This is a genomic window from Shewanella sp. ULN5, from assembly GCF_030731885.1.
In the GTDB taxonomy this organism is placed as follows: domain Bacteria; phylum Pseudomonadota; class Gammaproteobacteria; order Enterobacterales; family Shewanellaceae; genus Shewanella; species Shewanella holmiensis.
Genome location: NZ_JAPJEE010000002.1, coordinates 320,348 through 337,897 on the forward strand (window position 1 = coordinate 320,348; position 17,550 = coordinate 337,897).

At 41.8% G+C, this 17,550-nt stretch carries 16 protein-coding genes; 6 read left to right on the forward strand and 10 right to left on the reverse strand.

Going from position 1 to position 17,550, the window contains the following annotated elements; translation table 11 throughout:
• Position 1: 1 nt before the first annotated feature.
• The 5 genes from fabD to yceD are packed head-to-tail and all read right to left on the reverse strand — an operon-like array spanning position 2 to position 3,685.
• Entirely contained in the window at positions 2–928 is a 927-nt protein-coding gene (fabD, locus tag ORI98_RS03555; RefSeq protein WP_306134274.1) for an ACP S-malonyltransferase, read from the reverse strand.
• Positions 929–958: 30 nt separating this feature from the next.
• The gene (locus ORI98_RS03560; protein WP_261298582.1) at positions 959–1,918 is read right to left on the reverse strand and encodes a beta-ketoacyl-ACP synthase III; all 960 of its coding nucleotides are present in this window, start codon (positions 1,916–1,918) and stop codon (positions 959–961) included.
• Positions 1,919–1,927: 9 nt separating this feature from the next.
• Positions 1,928–2,956 (reverse strand): phosphate acyltransferase PlsX, encoded by a 1,029-nt coding sequence (gene plsX / locus ORI98_RS03565; RefSeq protein ID WP_306134275.1) that lies wholly within the window; start codon positions 2,954–2,956, stop codon positions 1,928–1,930.
• 15 nt (positions 2,957–2,971) lie between these two features.
• On the reverse strand, positions 2,972–3,142 hold the full coding sequence (gene rpmF, locus ORI98_RS03570) for a 50S ribosomal protein L32 (RefSeq protein WP_011636967.1): 171 nt from the start codon (positions 3,140–3,142) through the stop codon (positions 2,972–2,974).
• Between the two features lie 18 nt (positions 3,143–3,160).
• Positions 3,161–3,685, reverse strand: coding sequence for a 23S rRNA accumulation protein YceD (yceD, locus tag ORI98_RS03575; protein ID WP_261298580.1), 525 nt, complete (start codon positions 3,683–3,685; stop codon positions 3,161–3,163).
• Positions 3,686–3,920: 235 nt separating this feature from the next.
• Here yceD and ORI98_RS03580 point away from each other — a divergent pair, with 235 nt between their 5' ends.
• Positions 3,921–4,532, forward strand: coding sequence for a nucleoside triphosphate pyrophosphatase (locus tag ORI98_RS03580; protein WP_306134276.1), 612 nt, complete (start codon positions 3,921–3,923; stop codon positions 4,530–4,532).
• 42 nt (positions 4,533–4,574) lie between these two features.
• Here the strand turns inward: ORI98_RS03580 and ORI98_RS03585 are convergent, their stop codons facing one another.
• Complete coding sequence (locus ORI98_RS03585; RefSeq protein WP_306134277.1) at positions 4,575–5,222, reverse strand: HAD-IA family hydrolase; 648 nt, start codon at positions 5,220–5,222, stop codon at positions 4,575–4,577.
• 42 nt (positions 5,223–5,264) lie between these two features.
• Positions 5,265–6,221 carry a 23S rRNA pseudouridine(955/2504/2580) synthase RluC gene (gene rluC / locus ORI98_RS03590; protein WP_261298577.1) on the reverse strand — a complete coding sequence of 319 codons (957 nt, stop codon included), beginning with the start codon at positions 6,219–6,221 and terminating at the stop codon, positions 5,265–5,267.
• Positions 6,222–6,883: 662 nt separating this feature from the next.
• On the opposite strand from rluC, the gene rne reads away from it, so the two are divergent.
• Together rne and ORI98_RS03600 are read left to right on the forward strand one after the other, a co-directional pair.
• On the forward strand, positions 6,884–10,189 hold the full coding sequence (gene rne, locus ORI98_RS03595) for a ribonuclease E (RefSeq protein ID WP_306134278.1): 3,306 nt from the start codon (positions 6,884–6,886) through the stop codon (positions 10,187–10,189).
• 193 nt (positions 10,190–10,382) lie between these two features.
• Positions 10,383–11,939 (forward strand): SulP family inorganic anion transporter, encoded by a 1,557-nt coding sequence (locus ORI98_RS03600; RefSeq protein ID WP_261298575.1) that lies wholly within the window; start codon positions 10,383–10,385, stop codon positions 11,937–11,939.
• A 101-nt stretch (positions 11,940–12,040) separates the two neighbouring features.
• Here the strand turns inward: ORI98_RS03600 and ORI98_RS03605 are convergent, their stop codons facing one another.
• Positions 12,041–12,964 carry a bifunctional methionine sulfoxide reductase B/A protein gene (locus tag ORI98_RS03605; RefSeq protein ID WP_261298574.1) on the reverse strand — a complete coding sequence of 308 codons (924 nt, stop codon included), beginning with the start codon at positions 12,962–12,964 and terminating at the stop codon, positions 12,041–12,043.
• A gap of 170 nt (positions 12,965–13,134) precedes the next feature.
• On the opposite strand from ORI98_RS03605, the gene ORI98_RS03610 reads away from it, so the two are divergent.
• Both ORI98_RS03610 and ylqF read left to right on the forward strand, forming a co-directional pair.
• Positions 13,135–13,974 carry an isopenicillin N synthase family oxygenase gene (locus ORI98_RS03610; protein ID WP_261298573.1) on the forward strand — a complete coding sequence of 280 codons (840 nt, stop codon included), beginning with the start codon at positions 13,135–13,137 and terminating at the stop codon, positions 13,972–13,974.
• Positions 13,975–14,076: 102 nt separating this feature from the next.
• On the forward strand, positions 14,077–15,018 hold the full coding sequence (gene ylqF, locus ORI98_RS03615; RefSeq protein WP_261298572.1) for a ribosome biogenesis GTPase YlqF: 942 nt from the start codon (positions 14,077–14,079) through the stop codon (positions 15,016–15,018).
• 537 nt (positions 15,019–15,555) lie between these two features.
• On the opposite strand, the gene ORI98_RS03625 is transcribed toward ylqF, so the two are convergent.
• Both ORI98_RS03625 and ORI98_RS03630 read right to left on the reverse strand, forming a co-directional pair.
• The gene (locus ORI98_RS03625; RefSeq protein ID WP_306134279.1) at positions 15,556–16,032 is read right to left on the reverse strand and encodes a low molecular weight protein-tyrosine-phosphatase; all 477 of its coding nucleotides are present in this window, start codon (positions 16,030–16,032) and stop codon (positions 15,556–15,558) included.
• 35 nt (positions 16,033–16,067) lie between these two features.
• Positions 16,068–16,988 carry a DNA ligase gene (locus ORI98_RS03630; RefSeq protein ID WP_306134280.1) on the reverse strand — a complete coding sequence of 307 codons (921 nt, stop codon included), beginning with the start codon at positions 16,986–16,988 and terminating at the stop codon, positions 16,068–16,070.
• 124 nt (positions 16,989–17,112) lie between these two features.
• Between ORI98_RS03630 and ORI98_RS03635 the strand changes: the two genes are divergently transcribed.
• On the forward strand, positions 17,113–17,484 hold the full coding sequence (locus tag ORI98_RS03635; protein ID WP_261298569.1) for a diacylglycerol kinase: 372 nt from the start codon (positions 17,113–17,115) through the stop codon (positions 17,482–17,484).
• Positions 17,485–17,550: the final 66 nt, after the last annotated feature.

Sequence of the window (17,550 nt, forward strand, 5' to 3'; positions counted from 1 at the left end):
CTTACTCAGTTAATGCTGCTAATGAGGCTGTATCATTTACAGCTTGGGCTGAAACGGCTTTATTTATACGTTTTGTCAAACCAGTTAATACTTTTCCTGGTCCCATCTCAACTAATTGATTAATACCTTGTTCTGCCATGAACGAGACCGTCTCGCTCCAACGTACAGGGCAATATAACTGACGCACTAAGGCATCTTTAATGTCTTGGCTCTCGGTTGGCATAGCGACATCAACGTTATTAACTACATTGATTACAGGCGCTGAAAACGTGATTTCTGCTAATGCTTGGGCTAATTTATCTGCCGCAGGTTTCATTAGGGCACAATGTGAAGGCACGCTGACAGGTAAGGCTACTGCCATTTTGGCTCCTGCCGCTTTACATGCAGCAGCAGCTCGCTCAACAGCGTTCTTCTCACCTGCAATGACCACTTGTCCTGGGCTGTTGTAGTTTACAGGGCTCACAACATCACCTTGAGCAGATGCTTCACATGCTTGAGCTATACCGTCATCGTCTAAACCGATAATGGCATACATAGCGCCAGTGCCTGCTGGCACAGCTTGTTGCATTAATTGGCCACGAAGCTCAACTAACTTAACCGCATCTTTAAAATCGATAACACCTGCACACACAAGTGCTGAGTATTCACCTAAACTATGACCTGCTAATAACGCAGGAGCAGGCTTACCGCTGGCCTGGTATGCACGCCAAATAGCGACACTGGCTGATAATAAAGCGGGTTGGGTTTTATCTGTTTCATTTAACGATTCAACTGGACCATCTTGTATAAGGGCCCATAAATCATAGCCAAGCACTTCAGAGGCTTCGGCGAACGTTTGTGAAACCACAGTATGCTCTTGTGCTAAATCAGCCAACATGCCAACCGCTTGAGAACCTTGACCGGGAAATACAAAAGCCACATTTTCCATTATTAATTACCTGTTATTAAATAAAATGAATTAGAAACGCACTAACGCACTGCCCCAAGCAAATCCTGCTCCAAAGGCTTCTAAAAGTAATAATTGACCACGTTGAATTCGGCCATCACGAACAGCCTCATCTAATGCTATTGGCACAGATGCAGCGGAAGTGTTGCCGTGTCTGGCTAAGGTTAATACCACTTTATCTAAGCTCATATCGAGCTTTTTAGCTGTGGCATTAATAATTCTAAAGTTGGCTTGATGTGGTACTAGCCAATCAATTTCAGATTTATCAACGTTATTGATTCTGAGTGTTTCTGTGACAACGTTTGATAATTGTGTCACCGCAACTTTAAATACATCATTGCCTTTCATGGTCATATAACCCACGGCTTCTGAAGATTCATTGGCACGAGGCGGAAATGAACATTTCAGTAAATCCCCCTGACTACCGTCTGCATATATATGGGTATTAATAATGCCAGGCGTGTCACTTACGCCAATGACAACAGCTCCCGCGCCGTCACCAAATAAAATCACTGTCGAACGGTCATCAGGTTCACATAAACGAGATAATACATCGGCGCCGACAACCAATACTTTTTTCGCTGCGCCAGTTTTAACAAATTGATCCGCGACCGACAACGCATAAACAAAGCCAGAACATGCTGCTGCAATATCAAAAGCTGGAATTTGTTTAATGCCTAACATGGCTTGAATTTCACATGCCGCGGCAGGAAATGCATTCGGTGCACTGGTGGTACCGCACACAATCATATCCAGCTCAGATGGATCAATACCGGCCATTTCGATAGCTTTTAGCGCGGCTTGATAGCCCATAGTGGATACAGATTCGTCTGTGGCCGCAATGCGACGCTCTGAAATACCAGTACGGTCCTTAATCCATTGGTCAGTGGTTTCGACCATTTTTTCTAAATCTTGATTGCTGCGCACTTGCACAGGCAGATAACTGCCTGTTCCGAGAATTTTTGTATGCATATAATGAGATCAGCTATTGATGTCTAAAAGAATCGACTCCAAACGATCATTGATCATTTCAGGAAGACGACGTTTCGCTTCAGTTGCAGCTAAATTAATGGCTTGTAGATAGGCAGCTTCATCAGCGTTTCCATGACTCTTTACTACTATTCCGCGCAATCCTATCAGACTTGCACCGTTATAGTGGTCGGGGTTCATCTTACTGAGTACAGCTTGAATGCGTGGCGCGATGAGTTTGGACAGTAAACGGACAAATAGACCACTATTTAAACCCCGTTTCAATTGGTGAACCAAAAGCTTAGCGATACCTTCTGAGGTTTTTAAGGTTATGTTACCAACAAAACCATCACAAACGATAACATCTAAATTACCGGTGTAGATTTCGTCACCTTCGACAAAACCGACATAATTGACCTGTTCGGTGTGCTGTAATATTTGGCCAGCCTGTTGAACTTGATCATTACCTTTTATCTCTTCAATCCCGACATTGAGTAATGCCACTTTGGGACGTGCTTTTTTATGTACAGCTTCGCATAATACCGAGCCCATTACCGCAAACTGAAACAAGGTTTCAGAATCACAAGCAACGTTGGCCCCCAGATCTAATAAATAAACTGGTTTGCCCGTTACAGTAGGTAAACAGGTCACTAATGCAGGACGGTCAATACCGGGCAAGGTTTTAAGTAACACTTTGGCCATGGCCATTAAGGCACCAGTATTTCCAGCACTGATACATGCAGCGGCTTTTCCATCTCGCACTTGTTCCAATGCAATACGCATGGAACTATTTTTACGCGTACGTAAAGCGTGTACAGGCCTGTCGCCCATGGTAACCACTTCTGTGGTATGGATCCGCTCTATGCGTTTTAAAATGGAAGGTTCAGCAGACAAAAGCAAAGGTTCGATATCAGCTTGATTGCCGATAAGGATAATTTGAATTGAAGGATTAGATTTCAGTGCCTGCAAGGCTGCAGGCACTGTGACGTGGGGACCATGATCACCCCCCATCGCATCTAACGCAAGCGTCAGATTCGTCATCAGGTTGTCAACAAATTACTTGTTGATAACCTTTTTACCGCGGTAGAAACCATCAGCAGTCACGTTGTGACGTAGATGTAATTCACCGCTAGTTGCGTCTACTGATAATTGAGCAGTGCTCAATGAATCATGTGAACGGCGCATTCCGCGCTTTGAACGAGATTTTTTATTCTGTTGTACAGCCATTTGACTTGTCTCCTACGATTACTTGCTCTTCAGTTTTTCTAACACTGCAAACGGATTTGGACGCTCCTCATGAGCGGGGTCGATCTCGCCTACAACTATATCTTTTGATCCCGAACTGCAATCAGTATCTTCATGCATAGGGATAATCGGCATAGCGACTATCAATTCATCTTCAATCAATTGATGCAGACGTACTTCACCAATTTCATTACACTCAATTGGATCATACGCATCCGGGAGCTCATCGATTTCTGTTTCATTCTTACAAGGACTGAAACAAAAGTCGACCGTAACCTCAGTAGCATATTGTGTCATGCAACGTTGACATAGCAGAGTGAGCTCCGTCACAGCCTTCCCGCGAAGGTAGACTATCCCCTGTAAGTCGACACCACATTCCAACGACACAACTACGTCGGAACAGTCGCCGGCACATAACTCATTTAATCGCTTATTGTTGCCACTAGGAACAATGCCTTCATAACGAAGACCGCTACTCGCAGCACGAAAAGGATCAAGTGAAACCGGTATCTTTACTGTTTGCATAAGGCGCGCATATTATAGTTTGAAAACGCTGGAGTCAAAGAAAATTTCTGCAAAATGCAGTTAAACCAACCCTAGGGTGTGTCTAAGTTCTCAATTACTGCCAACATTGAATTTGAATGATGGCAAATTTTACCGAACAGTCCTAATAGACACAAGCATTTGCAGTGCTTATTTAGCCCATTTAAGCGATTAATGTTAAACTTTGCGTCATCAAAGACTTGTTAGAGACTAATTCATGTCAAAATCCTTAGTACTTGCCTCTACATCTATTTATCGCCAACAATTATTAGCGAAATTAAACCGCCCTTTTATATCGGTAAATCCCAATATCGATGAATCGCCTATAAATGGTGAAACGGCAATCCAACTTGTCGAGCGCCTTGCCCAATTAAAAGCATTAGCGGGTAGTCAATTAATTACAGAAAATAGTGATAAAGACGGCCAATGTGTTGTTATTGGCTCTGATCAAGTTGCCATGATAAACGGTGAGATTGTTGGCAAACCACATACTGAAGCTAATGCCATTAAGCAATTACAGTTAGCCTCCGGACAGGCGATTACCTTTTATACCGGTCTTGCCGTTTATTGTCCGACAACAAAATCCATGCAAAGCTGTGTCGAGCCTTTTACAGTTCATTTTAGGCAATTAACTGAGAAACAAATTCATTATTACGTAAAGACAGAACAACCTCTCTATTGCGCAGGGAGTTTTAAAAGTGAAGGTTTAGGTATTGCGTTATTTGACAAGCTTGAAGGTGAAGATCCAAACACTTTGATAGGTCTGCCATTGATTAAGCTTATTGATCTATTGGCTTTGCATGAGGTTGAGATATTAGCGGAGGATTAATCCGCTACCAGATAGCATACATCTTTATTTTGAGGCGCTATTTTAAAGATGAAAAGCGAGTTTATTGACATGATCAACTATCGCTATTGGATTCGCTGTTTGTAACTGCTCAACAAGGTTCGCCCCGTAGCTAACACCAATAGCAGCAATCCCGGCATTATTGGCCATATTCAAATCATGTACTGAGTCGCCAATCATCACTGCGCGATGAGCTGGTACATTAAATTCAGCTAATAATGAATGGATCATTAATGGGTCTGGTTTACTTTTTGTTTCATCAGCACAACGACTCGCCGCAAAATAATGCCCCATTCCACTTTCGCTCAAGACTCGGTCTAGCCCTTGGCGTCCCTTGCCTGTGGCTATAGCTAAAGTGTAGCCATGACTTGAAAGCTGCCGCAGAAGATGCTCGCTGCCATCAAATAAAGGACTAATAGTCTTTGACGACAAAAAGTGCAGCCGATACCGCTCAACAATCTCATCGTGCCGATGGGAAATATCACCGAACAAAAGATGCAAGATTTTGGGCAATGACAAACCAATCAAATCTCTGATCGCACGTTCACTTGGAATGGTAATAGCCAAATCATGTGCTGCGGCTTGCATACAACTGACGATGGCACCAATGGAATCCATTAAAGTGCCATCCCAATCAAAAATGACTAAATCATATTTGTTCTGTAATACCATCCACTCACTCTTAAATTGCTGGCTAAATTAACAGCTAAATCATTACACTTTTTTAAGTCTATCTAATGTATTAATAAGAACATCATCAAGTGGCGCACTCACTTGCATCGTGGTGTTTGTTTCTGGGTGAGTAAACTTCAACTCAGCCGCATGCAAAAATAAACGGTCTAAACCAATTGCGCGCATGCTGTCATCAAACTTTTGCTCGCTGTACTTGTCATCACAGGCAATAGCATGCCCTGCAAATTGACAATGTACACGAATTTGATGAGTACGGCCCGTCACGGGGCTTGCTTTCACTAAAGTCGCACCATCAAAACGCTGCATAATCTTGTAACGAGTTTCAGACTCTTTGCCTTCTGCGTTAACTCTGACAATGCGTTCACCCGATTTTAGAGTGATCTTTAATAACGGCGCTTTTATGACTTTATCTTTAGCCTGCCAATCGCCCCTTACTAATGCCATATAATCTTTTTGCATTGTTTTACTGCGTAGTTGCTCATGCAAATGTTTTAATGCACTTCTTTTTTTAGCCACGAGTAACACACCAGAGGTATCTTTATCCAGACGGTGAACTAACTCTAAAAACTTCTGTTGTGGTCGTAAAGATCTTAACCCTTCAATCACGCCATAATCGACACCACTACCGCCATGAACAGCAATACCTGCAGGCTTATTTAATACAATAAGGTGCTTGTCTTCGTGAATAATGCGATCTTCTAACTGCGAGACCCGCGATAAATTAGGCGAAGGTGCAGTGCGATAATCCTTTTCCGCCACTCTGACAGGAGGAATACGAACAACGTCATCAATTTGCAGTTTATATTCTGGCTTGATGCGTTTTTTATTCACTCGCACCTCTCCTTTGCGCACAATTCTATAAATCATGCTTTTAGGAACGCCTTTGAGTTTAGTTAATAAAAAATTATCGATGCGTTGTTCAACGTTATCTTCGTCAATCGTGACGAGTTGAACTTGGGGAGTAGTTTCAGTATTCATGATGCGCCAATTTGTGAGAACGTGGCTATTGTAACTTATTTCAATAAAAATTGGCTATTAAAGCTATCCCTAGTGACGGTAATTTTTATCGCGGTACAAGCGCGATAAAAAATGACCCCAATTTAAAAGATTAATGGCTTTTTATTGCTGAACTTAGCTAATGTTGCTATATTTGCGCATTGGATGAGGACAAACAGTGGATAAAGTGTTCACAACCTCATGCATTAATGAGACTCAGCGCAATTTACACATGAACTTTATCGGTAGCAAACCATTGATTTGCAAATTATAAACTTTTGAAAACGTCAAAAGTACGTGTTTATAATTAAACCGTAAGTTTCATCTTAAAAAAATGTAAAAACTGCCTGATTTCACCGCCAAATTCGAACAATATTTTAGCTTGTTATCAAACAACCGATTCGATAAGGCATTACTGGAAAAAGACTGATATTTATGGGGTTGGTTGCTCAGCAACGGATTCCTTGTTTTTGTAAACACTAGAAAATAAGCCATAAATTAGGCCGCGACACGCAGAGAATGCGTCTAACAGTCGTACTGCGCGCCTAAATTGCCTGTAACAAGCCGTGAGGCTGCTAATTATTCGCAGGCCCGTAATGCAAATAATTGTTGTTTGATGACCTTTATAGAAGAATGATGTCATCATGAAACGTATGTTAATTAATGCAACTCAATCAGAAGAGTTGCGTGTTGCCCTTGTAGATGGACAACAGCTGTATGATCTGGATATTGAAAGCCCAGGCCACGAACAGAAAAAATCAAATATTTACAAAGGTAAAATCACCCGCGTAGAACCCTCTTTAGAAGCAGCTTTTGTTGATTATGGTGCAGATCGCCATGGTTTCCTTCCTTTAAAAGAAATTGCCCGTGAGTACTTCCCAAAAGGTTACTCGTTCCAAGGTCGCCCAAATATCAAAGAAGTGGTATCTGAAGGTCAGGAAGTTATCGTTCAAATCGACAAAGAAGAACGTGGCAACAAAGGCGCAGCATTAACCACTTTTATTAGCCTTGCTGGATCTTATTTGGTGTTAATGCCAAATAACCCGCGTGCTGGCGGTATTTCTCGCCGTATCGAAGGTGATGAGCGCACAGAATTAAAAGAAGCGATCTCTGAGCTAGAAGTCCCCCACGGAATGGGCCTAATCGTTCGTACCGCAGGTGTTGGCAAAGAAGCAACTGAATTAAAATGGGACTTAAAAGTTCTACAACATCATTGGGATGCGATTCAAGAAGCGGCACAAATTAAACCTGCACCCTTCTTAATTCATCAGGAAAGTAACGTCATTGTTCGTGCTATTCGTGATTATTTACGCCGTGATGTGGGTGAGATCCTAATCGACCATCCTCGTATATACGAAGATGCTAAGTTGCATATTGGTTTAGTTCGCCCAGATTTCGTTGAACGCGTTAAAATGTACCAGTCTGAAGTGCCGTTATTTACACACTTCCAAATTGAATCTCAAATTGAGTCAGCTTTCCAACGCGAAGTGCGCCTACCTTCAGGTGGTTCTATCGTGATTGACCCAACAGAAGCATTAACGTCTATCGATATCAACTCTGCCCGTGCTACCAAAGGTGGTGATATTGAAGAAACGGCATTAAACACCAACCTTGAAGCCGCAGACGAAATTGCACGTCAATTACGTTTACGTGATTTAGGTGGTTTAGTGGTTATCGACTTCATCGATATGACTCCAGTGCGCCATCAACGTGAAGTTGAAAATCGCATGCGTGATGCTGTGCATCATGACCGTGCACGCGTTCAATTAGGCCGTATTTCACGCTTTGGCTTGATGGAAATGTCACGTCAACGTCTACGTCCGTCATTAGAAGAGTCTGCCGCGCACTTATGTCCTCGTTGTCATGGTCAAGGCACCATCCGCAGCACAGAATCTCTAGCGCTATCTATTTTGCGTTTAATGGAAGAAGAAGCCATTAAAGAGCATACCACTCAAATCGAAGCTATCGTTCCTGTTGATGTTGCCGCATTTTTACTTAACGAAAAACGCAAAGCCATTCGCATTACAGAAGAACGTCACGAAGTTGAAGTGTACATTATTCCAGATGCACACATGCAAACGCCTGAGTACCGTGTTATCCGTCGTAAAAACGATGATGAAATCACCGAATCAAGCTTTAAGCGTGTTGAAGCCCCTAAGTCAGAATTATATGAGCCTCGCAAACTAGAACGCACAGCCGTTACCGAGCCCGCGTTAAAAGGCTTTGCAGCACCACAAAAAACAGTTGAAGCGCCACAAGCCGTAAACAGTACACCTGCAGCAACGGCACCAGGATTCTTCAGCCGTATCGTTTCAGCTATCAGCGCATTCTTTAGTAGCGAGACTACTGAAACAAAAGAAAATCCGGTTGAGAAAAAAGCGCCACAGGATAGAAACAATAACCGTCGTAATAACCGTCGTAATGACAGTAGCGACAATCGCAATGAAGGTCGTAACGATAACCGCCGTAAACGCACGGATAAAGATGCATCTAGTACTGAGAGCAAAAACCCACGCAGCCGTAATAAACGCAATCGTGATCAGGATGATGCTAAGCAAAGTAACAAAACTGAACAACCAGTAAAGGTTGATAATAACGCTAATGACGATAAACGCAATGCGCCAGTAACTGCAGAGAAAACACCAAAGCAGGAAGCCGCTCGTGAGCGTCGTCAACGTCGTAACATGCGCAGAAAAGTGCGTATCGAAAACGAACAGACCCAAGATGCGGCAGCGTTAGATGTAACTCAAAATAACGATGCTAAGGTTGCCAAATCAACAACACCGGCAAAAGACACTTGTACAGAGGTTAAAGCCAAAGAAGTTGAAACTAACGCTATCGTTGAAGCAAAAACAACTGATAAAAATGATGTTGAAACAAAAGAGGCTAAACCAGCACGCAAACGTCAGCCACGTAAAGAAAAAGTGTCTGAAACTAAAACGACTGATAATGCCGAGCCAACTGATGAAAGTAATGCAGTAGAAACGACGGAACAAGCTGTTAAGGCTGACGTCGATGCGTCAACGACGGTTGCATCTACTACAGAAACTCCCACTCAGGTATCAGTAGAAGATAGCGTGAATACCACTGATACAACTGCGGATCCAGATGAATCTGATGATGATAAACGTGAAGGTCAACGTCGTAGCCGCCGTAGTCCTCGTCACCTACGTGCTGCTGGTCAGCGCCGTCGCCGCGATGAAGATGGCACTGCATCTGATGCAGCTCCAGTGTTCACCCCAGTTGATGAGCTCGATAGACAGTTAACAGAAGAGCTAGCTCAATCCGCACCAGAAACTAAAGCCGCGATAGCGACTGAAAGCGATGTTGCATCTGCGCCTGTAGCAGAAACGGTTAAACCTCAAGCAGAAGTTGTTGCCGCTGACGTTGAAACTAAAGCTGTTGCAGTTGAAGCCAAAGTTGAAACTGTTTCTGCAGCTGTTGTTGAAGTTCAAACAGAGGCTAAAGTCGCAGTAGAAACCACTCCTGTTGCAGCTGAAATCATTGAAAGTGCACCCGTTGTCGATAAAGTGGAAACTAAGCCATCGACAGTAACGGCTGAGGTTGAATTACCCGTTGCAGAGCCTGCGCCGATGAAACCAGTGGAAGCAGTGGTTGAAGTTAAGGCTGAAGTTAAACCCGCTAAAACTGTCGTTAATGCCCCTATGGCCAAACCGGCAGCAATTGCTCGTAAAGTTGTTGAAAAAACATCTGACCCGAAAGTTGAAGCGTCAGTTGAGCCTAAAGTAGAACAAGCTGCGGCTGTAAAACCTGCTGGTAACAGTCGTTTCGGTTCTATGGTGAGTTCTACAACCACTAAACCAACAGTTGAAGTACGTGAACAGCAAGCTGTACCGCAGGGTAAAAGCTATGCCGACGCAGAAAAATCCGTTGCGGTAAAATCAAGCTTTACCAATAGTGCAAGTGCTGAAATGACTAAACCTCAGTAATCAGCTCTCTCGCTAGAATCAAAAAGCCATGCTGATGCATGGCTTTTTTGTTTTTAATCGTCTTTAAACGGCTCAACATGCAAACGCTTTGTTATTAATTGCCACACATGTCAGTTTTTTGGTTTAGAACTGGTATGATTTTTGTTAAGATCGCGCCCCTAATTATCATTAAAATAAACTTAATAGAGGCTAAATGTTCGATATCATTCGTCATAAAACTGCCAGTAGTAAGGCAGATATTTTATCCGGCTTAACTGTTGCACTCGCACTGATCCCAGAAGCTGTTGCATTCGCATTTGTTGCACATGTTGAACCAATGGTCGGGCTATATGCTGCGTTTATCATGGGCTTAATTACCGCTGTGATTGGCGGACGCCCGGGGATGATTTCTGGCGCAACAGGAGCTATGGCGGTTGTCATGGTATCGCTTGTGGTTGAGCACGGAGTGCAATATTTGTTCGCTGCCGTCGTACTTGCCGGTATTATTCAAATATTAGCAGGTGTATTTAAACTCGGTAAATTTATTCGTATTGTTCCCTACCCTGTCATGATTGGGTTTGTTAACGGTTTAGCCATTGTGATCTTTTTAGCCCAATTAGGGCAGTTCAAAGTCAAAGATGCTGCTGGGAATATGGTGTGGATGGCGCAGGAACCCTTGATGATCATGCTTGGTTTAATTCTTCTGACCATGGCAATTATTCATTTTTTACCGAAAATCACTACTGCCATTCCTTCCTCCTTGGTAGCCATCTTAACCGTGACAGCCATTGTTGTCGGGTTAGATATGGATACTCGTAATGTATTGGACTTCTTAAAAACCATGAGTGGTAACGACGCAGCAACGATAGCTGGCTCTTTACCAAGTTTTTCGATTCCAAGCGTGCCATTCAACTTTGACACCTTATACATTATTTTGCCCTATGCCTGTATTTTGGCTGCTGTTGGGCTCATTGAATCATTACTGACATTAACTGTGATTGATGAAATGACCAATACTCGTGGTCGAGGTAACAAAGAATGTGTTGGTCAAGGTGTAGGTAACATTACTAGTGGTTTCTTCGGTGCTATGGGTGGTTGTGCCATGATTGGTCAATCAATGATCAACATTAATTCTGGTGGGCGTGGTCGTTTATCTGGGATTACAGCGGCTCTTGCTCTATTGGCCTTTATTCTATTTGGTTCAGCATTTATTGAAATCATTCCTCTTGCCGCTTTGGTTGGCGTGATGTTCATTGTGGTGTTGGGCACATTTGAATGGGCGAGTTTTAAAGTGATGCGCAAAGTACCTAAACATGATGCTTTTGTGATTGTACTGGTTACCACTGTTACCGTGTTTACTGACTTAGCCTTTGCTGTATTTGTCGGTGTTATTGTTTCAGCATTAGTCTTTGCATGGGAGCATGCAAAACACATCAATGTTGATATCAGTGAAGATGAAAATGGCTGGAAGGTTTATCGCTTAAACGGTCCATTATTTTTTGGCTCCGTTGCTCATTTTCTAGAGTTGTTTGATGCACAAAACGATACTCAAGATGTGATTGTTGATTTCCAAAACTCTCGCGTTGCTGATCACTCTGCTTTAGATGCAATAGATACTTTAGCTGAACGTTACGTTAATGCAGGCAAACGATTACACCTTCGTCATTTGAGTCAAGATTGTGTGGCTTTATTACATAAAGCGGGTGACTTAGTTGAAGTGAATTTGATTGAAGATCCACACTACAAAGTGGCTGACGACAAACTCGATTAGCATTTGAATTGGTATATCAAATGTAAGTAAGGTGAATATTCAACAGAAAGGGCGACAGTATTGAAACTGCCGCCCTTTTTTATCGCTTCAAAATGCCCCAATTACCGCTTTAACTTATCAGCAAATAGGCTTTTAAATTTTTCAAATTTAGGTTTCACCACCATTTGACAATATGGCTGCTCCCCATGCTTTGCAAAATAATCATTATGATAATTCTCAGCGGGGTAAAACGTTTCAAAAGCAGAGACTTCCGTTACGATAGGATCATTCCATACTTTTGCCTCTTGCAAGGATGAAATCATCTTATTGGTTTTGTCTACTTGTTCAGCCGTATGTGCAAATACAACCGAGCGATACTGCGGACCTTTGTCATTACCTTGCTGATTTAGCGTAGTAGGATTATGGCTTTTAAATAGCACTTCTAACAGTTCGTCAAATGTAACTACCGCAGGATCAAATGTGATGTGAACAACTTCAGCATGACCCGTTCTACCTGAACAAACCGCATCATAGTTTGCGTGTTTTTGTTCACCACCGGCATATCCCGATTGCACTTTTACAACGCCATTTAGTGCCGCAAATATGGCTTCTACGCACCAAAAACATCCTGCACCAAATGTAGCTTGCTCTAACTGGGTACTTTCATATTCATCTGCAGTATTTGGCTCACTTGGTGTTGCTTCAAACACCATAGAAACAGAATTAACACAATGGCGTATATTATTTGGCGTGAGTCTTTCGCCCTCAAAAACATGCCCTAAGTGGCCGCCACATTGATGACAGGTAATTTCGACTCTTTGACCATCGGCATCAAGTGTTCTATCGACCGCGCCAGGTATTTCATTATCAAATGCTGGCCAACCACAGTGTGCATTGAATTTATGCTCACTTTTATACAAGGGTGCTAAACATTTCTTGCAACGATATAATCCTGCAGCATCGTGATCGACATATTCACCAGAAAAAGGCCTTTCTGTGCCTTTTTGCTCAATAACAAACTTTTCGAATTCAGTTAATGTTTTCATCTTTTAATTTACTCTCGTCAAACCTGTTTCTGCTAAAGCTATTCTACGCTAGTTAAAATCAATTCGTTCACTTTAAAGACCGTTAAAACATGCAAAAAATTGCAGCATTTGATAGCAAGCGTTACCATTGCACAGGGTCAAAACAAATAACAAACCAATAAGAAACTAAGATGAAACTAGAAACCATTGATTATCGAGCTGCTGACAGCGCACAACAATTTGTAACTTCATTGCACGAAACCGGTTTTGGGGTGTTATCAAATCATCCTATAGAACAGGCATTAGTCGAAAAAATATACCAAGAATGGTATGCGTTTTTTAATAGCGACGAAAAACAAGCTTACCTCTTCAAGCCAGAAACTCAGGATGGTTTTTTCCCTGCGTCAATTTCGGAAACAGCAAAAGGCCATAGCGTAAAAGATATCAAAGAATATTTTCACGTTTATCCTTGGGGCCGGATTCCTGATTCACTTCGCGACAATATTTTAGCCTACTATCAACAAGCTAATGCTTTTGCGGCTGAATTACTTGGTTGGATAGAACAGTACTCACCTCAAGAGGTTGCTGAAAAATATTCGATTCAATTATCTGAAATGATCAATAACAGCCAAAAAACATTACTGCGTATTCTTCATTATCCTCCAATGAGTGGCAACGAAGAGTTAGGTGCCATTCGCGCGGCTGCACATGAAGATATTAACCTTATCACAATTCTACCTGCCGCTAATGAACCAGGTTTACAAGTAAAAAACAAATCTGGCGAATGGATGGATGTGCCAAGCGATTTTGGTAATATCATCATTAATATCGGCGATATGTTACAGGAAGCCTCTGGCGGTTATTTCCCATCAACTTCTCATCGCGTCATCAATCCTGAAGGCACAGATAAAACCAAATCACGGATTTCATTACCTTTGTTCCTTCACCCAAACCCTGAGGTGGTATTGTCAGAGCGCCATACAGCCGACAGTTACTTGATGGAACGCCTACGTGAGTTAGGTGTTATTTAAACGATTAAGCCAAACAAAGCGCCTTAGGGCGCTTTTTTTATGCTTTTCACTATGGTTCAAGGTACAATATTACCATTGTTAACAGTAGTAAAAGGCAAGATCATGGCAATTCAATGGTATCCAGGACACATGCATAAGGCACGCAAAGAGATTGAAGAGGTCATGCCTCAAGTCGATTTGGTGATAGAAGTGCTAGATGCACGTATTCCGTACAGCAGTGAAAATCCCATGGTTGCTCAATTACGTGGTGACAAACCTTGTATTAAACTGCTGAATAAATCTGATTTAGCAGACCCTAAAGTCACCGAGCAATGGATTGAGTATTTAGAACGTGAACAAGGTGTAAAAGCTTCTGCAATTACCACGCTACAACCTGCAATGGTCAGAATGATCCCTGATTTATGCCGTAAGTTAGTTCCCCATCGTGATGTGATTGAAAAAGATATTCGCACCATGATTATGGGTATCCCGAATGTAGGTAAATCAACCATCATCAACACCTTAGCTGGACGTGTCATCGCCAAAACAGGCAACGAGCCTGCTGTAACCAAAACCCAGCAACGTATTAATTTACGCAATGGTATTGTGTTATCAGATACCCCAGGTATTTTATGGCCCAAAGTAGACAACGAAGCAAGTAGCTATCGATTAGCTGTAACAGGCGCAATTAAAGATACGGCGATGGAATATGAGGATGTAGCTATGTTTGCCGCTGAGTATTTTTTAAAAGCCTATCCTGAAATGATCTGCGAGCGATATAAAATCGATAATTTACCCAACTCAGATTTTGAATTACTTGAAGAAATTGGGCGCAAACGTGGTGCGTTAAGACCTGGTGGTCGTATTGATTTACATAAAGCTTCTGAACTATTACTACACGAATTTCGTTCGGGTAAAATTGGCCAATTGAGCTTGGAAACGCCAGCTATGGCTGAAATCGAAAAGATTGAAGTTGAACGGATCATGGCTGAAAAAGAACAGGCAAGATTGAAAAAACTTGAATTAAGTAAGCTAAAACAGTCAGGTAAACGCCATCAAGGTTAATTTTGATGACTAAACAGCGGTTCACTTGCGATGCATGCTTAAGAAGATGCAAAGCAAGTGAGATTGACTAGGGCCTGTCGAACTTTGCTGGTTGAGTTTTGTTCGAGTTAAAACGTTTTAATTGAGGCGAATGGATTGATGCCTAGCAATCTAAGCAAAGTTCACTCAACAAAGCGTAATTCGTTTTTAGCCGAATCCTTCGGACAGCGTTTGTTGGCCATTTTTACTACGTTATCGGCTTATTATGTAGAATAACTACACAGCAAAGCCTCTGCCTTGTATAAATGGCCAACAATTCGCTGCAAAAACAACCTTGAAAGATCAACAGACCCTAGCGATGCCGATATCAATATTTTCTAATTTAGCTTGTGAAACGCTATTATCATACCCCTGCTAACCCTGCTAACCCTGCTAACCCTGCTAACCCTGCTAACCCTGCTAACCCTGCTAACCCTGCTAACCAGAGAGTTTAGAAACATCCATTGATAATCTTTGATTTTAACTCAAAATCTTGCAATCAAAACGTTACTCTATGCATCAAGATGGGTTAGTTCGCTGACATTTTTCAGCTAATGCTGTCAAACTATTTTCAAGTAAATCAATAACGGTCTCAAAACCGCGTTCACCACCATAATAGGGATCGGGTACTTCCTCGATACCTGTATTACCAAATGCTAAGATCATATTCAGCTTATGCTTGTATTCAGGTGGACAGCGCGCGATAAGCTCCTTCATATTTGCATGATCTGCGGCCAAAATAAGGTCGAACTGACTAAAATCTTTATCTATTATCTGTCTAGCAGTCATGCCCGTAAAATTTAGCCCACGCGCCTCGCCCGCTTTAACACTGCGAGGATCTGGTGGATTGCCCTGGTGATAAGCTATGGTGCCTGCTGAATCAATAAAAATATCTAACTTATATTGCTGTGCTTTTTGCTTAAAAACCGCCTCAGCTGTTGGAGAACGGCAAATATTGCCCATGCAGACAAATAATACAGAGTTAATGATGCTCATTTTTTAAAATCACCTCTTTCACTATTTTTGAATATCTATTGCAATGGTTCGTCATCTCTTACTCGCCAAAAGCTTGCAAACCTTGGCACCCCATTACTAGTAAAACCTATGTGATAAAAACTGATTAACGAGCCAATTTGAGGTGGGTGCTGGCGCTGGATATCAGTAAAACCACTGCCAATTTCAAATATCACACCATCGGCCATTTTGACTTTTAACGCCCCCATCGCCCCTTTATATTTACCCTTACCTTCACTGTAACCAATAACAATTGCATCAGCATCGCTTTTAAGTTTCAATTTCAAAATATTATCTGTTCTACCAACAGTATAAATAGCTAATTTCCGGTGCAGCATAAGGCCTTCAGCTCCCTCTGAAACAATTCTGTTCAAATGCTGATACAATTCAATTTCTGAGGATAAGCTGATTTGAGTGATTACCTTTAAAGAAGATGATTGCTTAGCGAGTTGTTGTAAAACGGCATAACGTTGCTCAAACGGTAACGGGGATTGAGGTAAATCAAATAGCATAAAACGTACCTTGCTCCAAAGGTTATCATCTGCAACTTTACGTCTAACTAGACCAGAAACCAATTCAAACTGTCCACGACCAATCCATAACTCTCCTTCAAGTACCACATCAGGGAAATCTGCCGTAAACCACAGTGGTGCATTTATTTGCTTGCCACTTTTGGTCAATAAACGTTGCCCATCCCAATAACCTCTTACGCCATCGAGTTTCTCACTGACTAAATAGTCAGTGATATTCAATGTTCCTTCGACCGATTTTGCTAATTGAATTGATGGCTTTGAAGATGCTTCAACTATTGATGTTTGTGCAAAAGTAAAACTTGGTATTACACAAAATACAGGTAATAAAATGGCAAGATTTAACAATTGAAATTTACAAAGTAGGATCCTAAAACCTAGCAGTCGCTTTATGAATAAAATAGTCATTAGCAGTCCTTTGCTTTATTGTAGTTATTAACAAAATCTAACAAGGATGAGTCCCTAGTTAACAATTATTAGTAATGATGGCATACTTGCCAATAATTTAGTGTAGTACATTATGTAGGCTTAAATGAAACCTCAGAATAATCATGGAATTAAACGAATAATCAGAGCGACGGGCTTTTCAATACAGGGGTTAAAATCTGCATTTAAATGTGAAGCAGCATTTAGGCAAGAGTTGGCATTAGCCGTGATTATGCTGCCTGTAGCCTTGTTAGTCGATGTCAGCACCGTTGAACGTTTAATGCTGATCTTAGGGCTTTTTTTAGTGTTAATTGTTGAGTTACTCAACTCAGCCGTAGAAGCGGTTGTTGACAGATTTGGTGGTGAAATTCATCCATTAAGTGGCCAAGCTAAAGACATCGCCTCTGCTGCCGTTTTCTTAAGTTTAGTTTTTTGTGCGATTAGCTGGATTGCTATTTTAGGACCAGTATTTTTTTAATACTTTTTATGAATGAAACCCAAAAATTACCTTAACGGTTTTTGTTTCATTCGGTAAAGTAGTCCT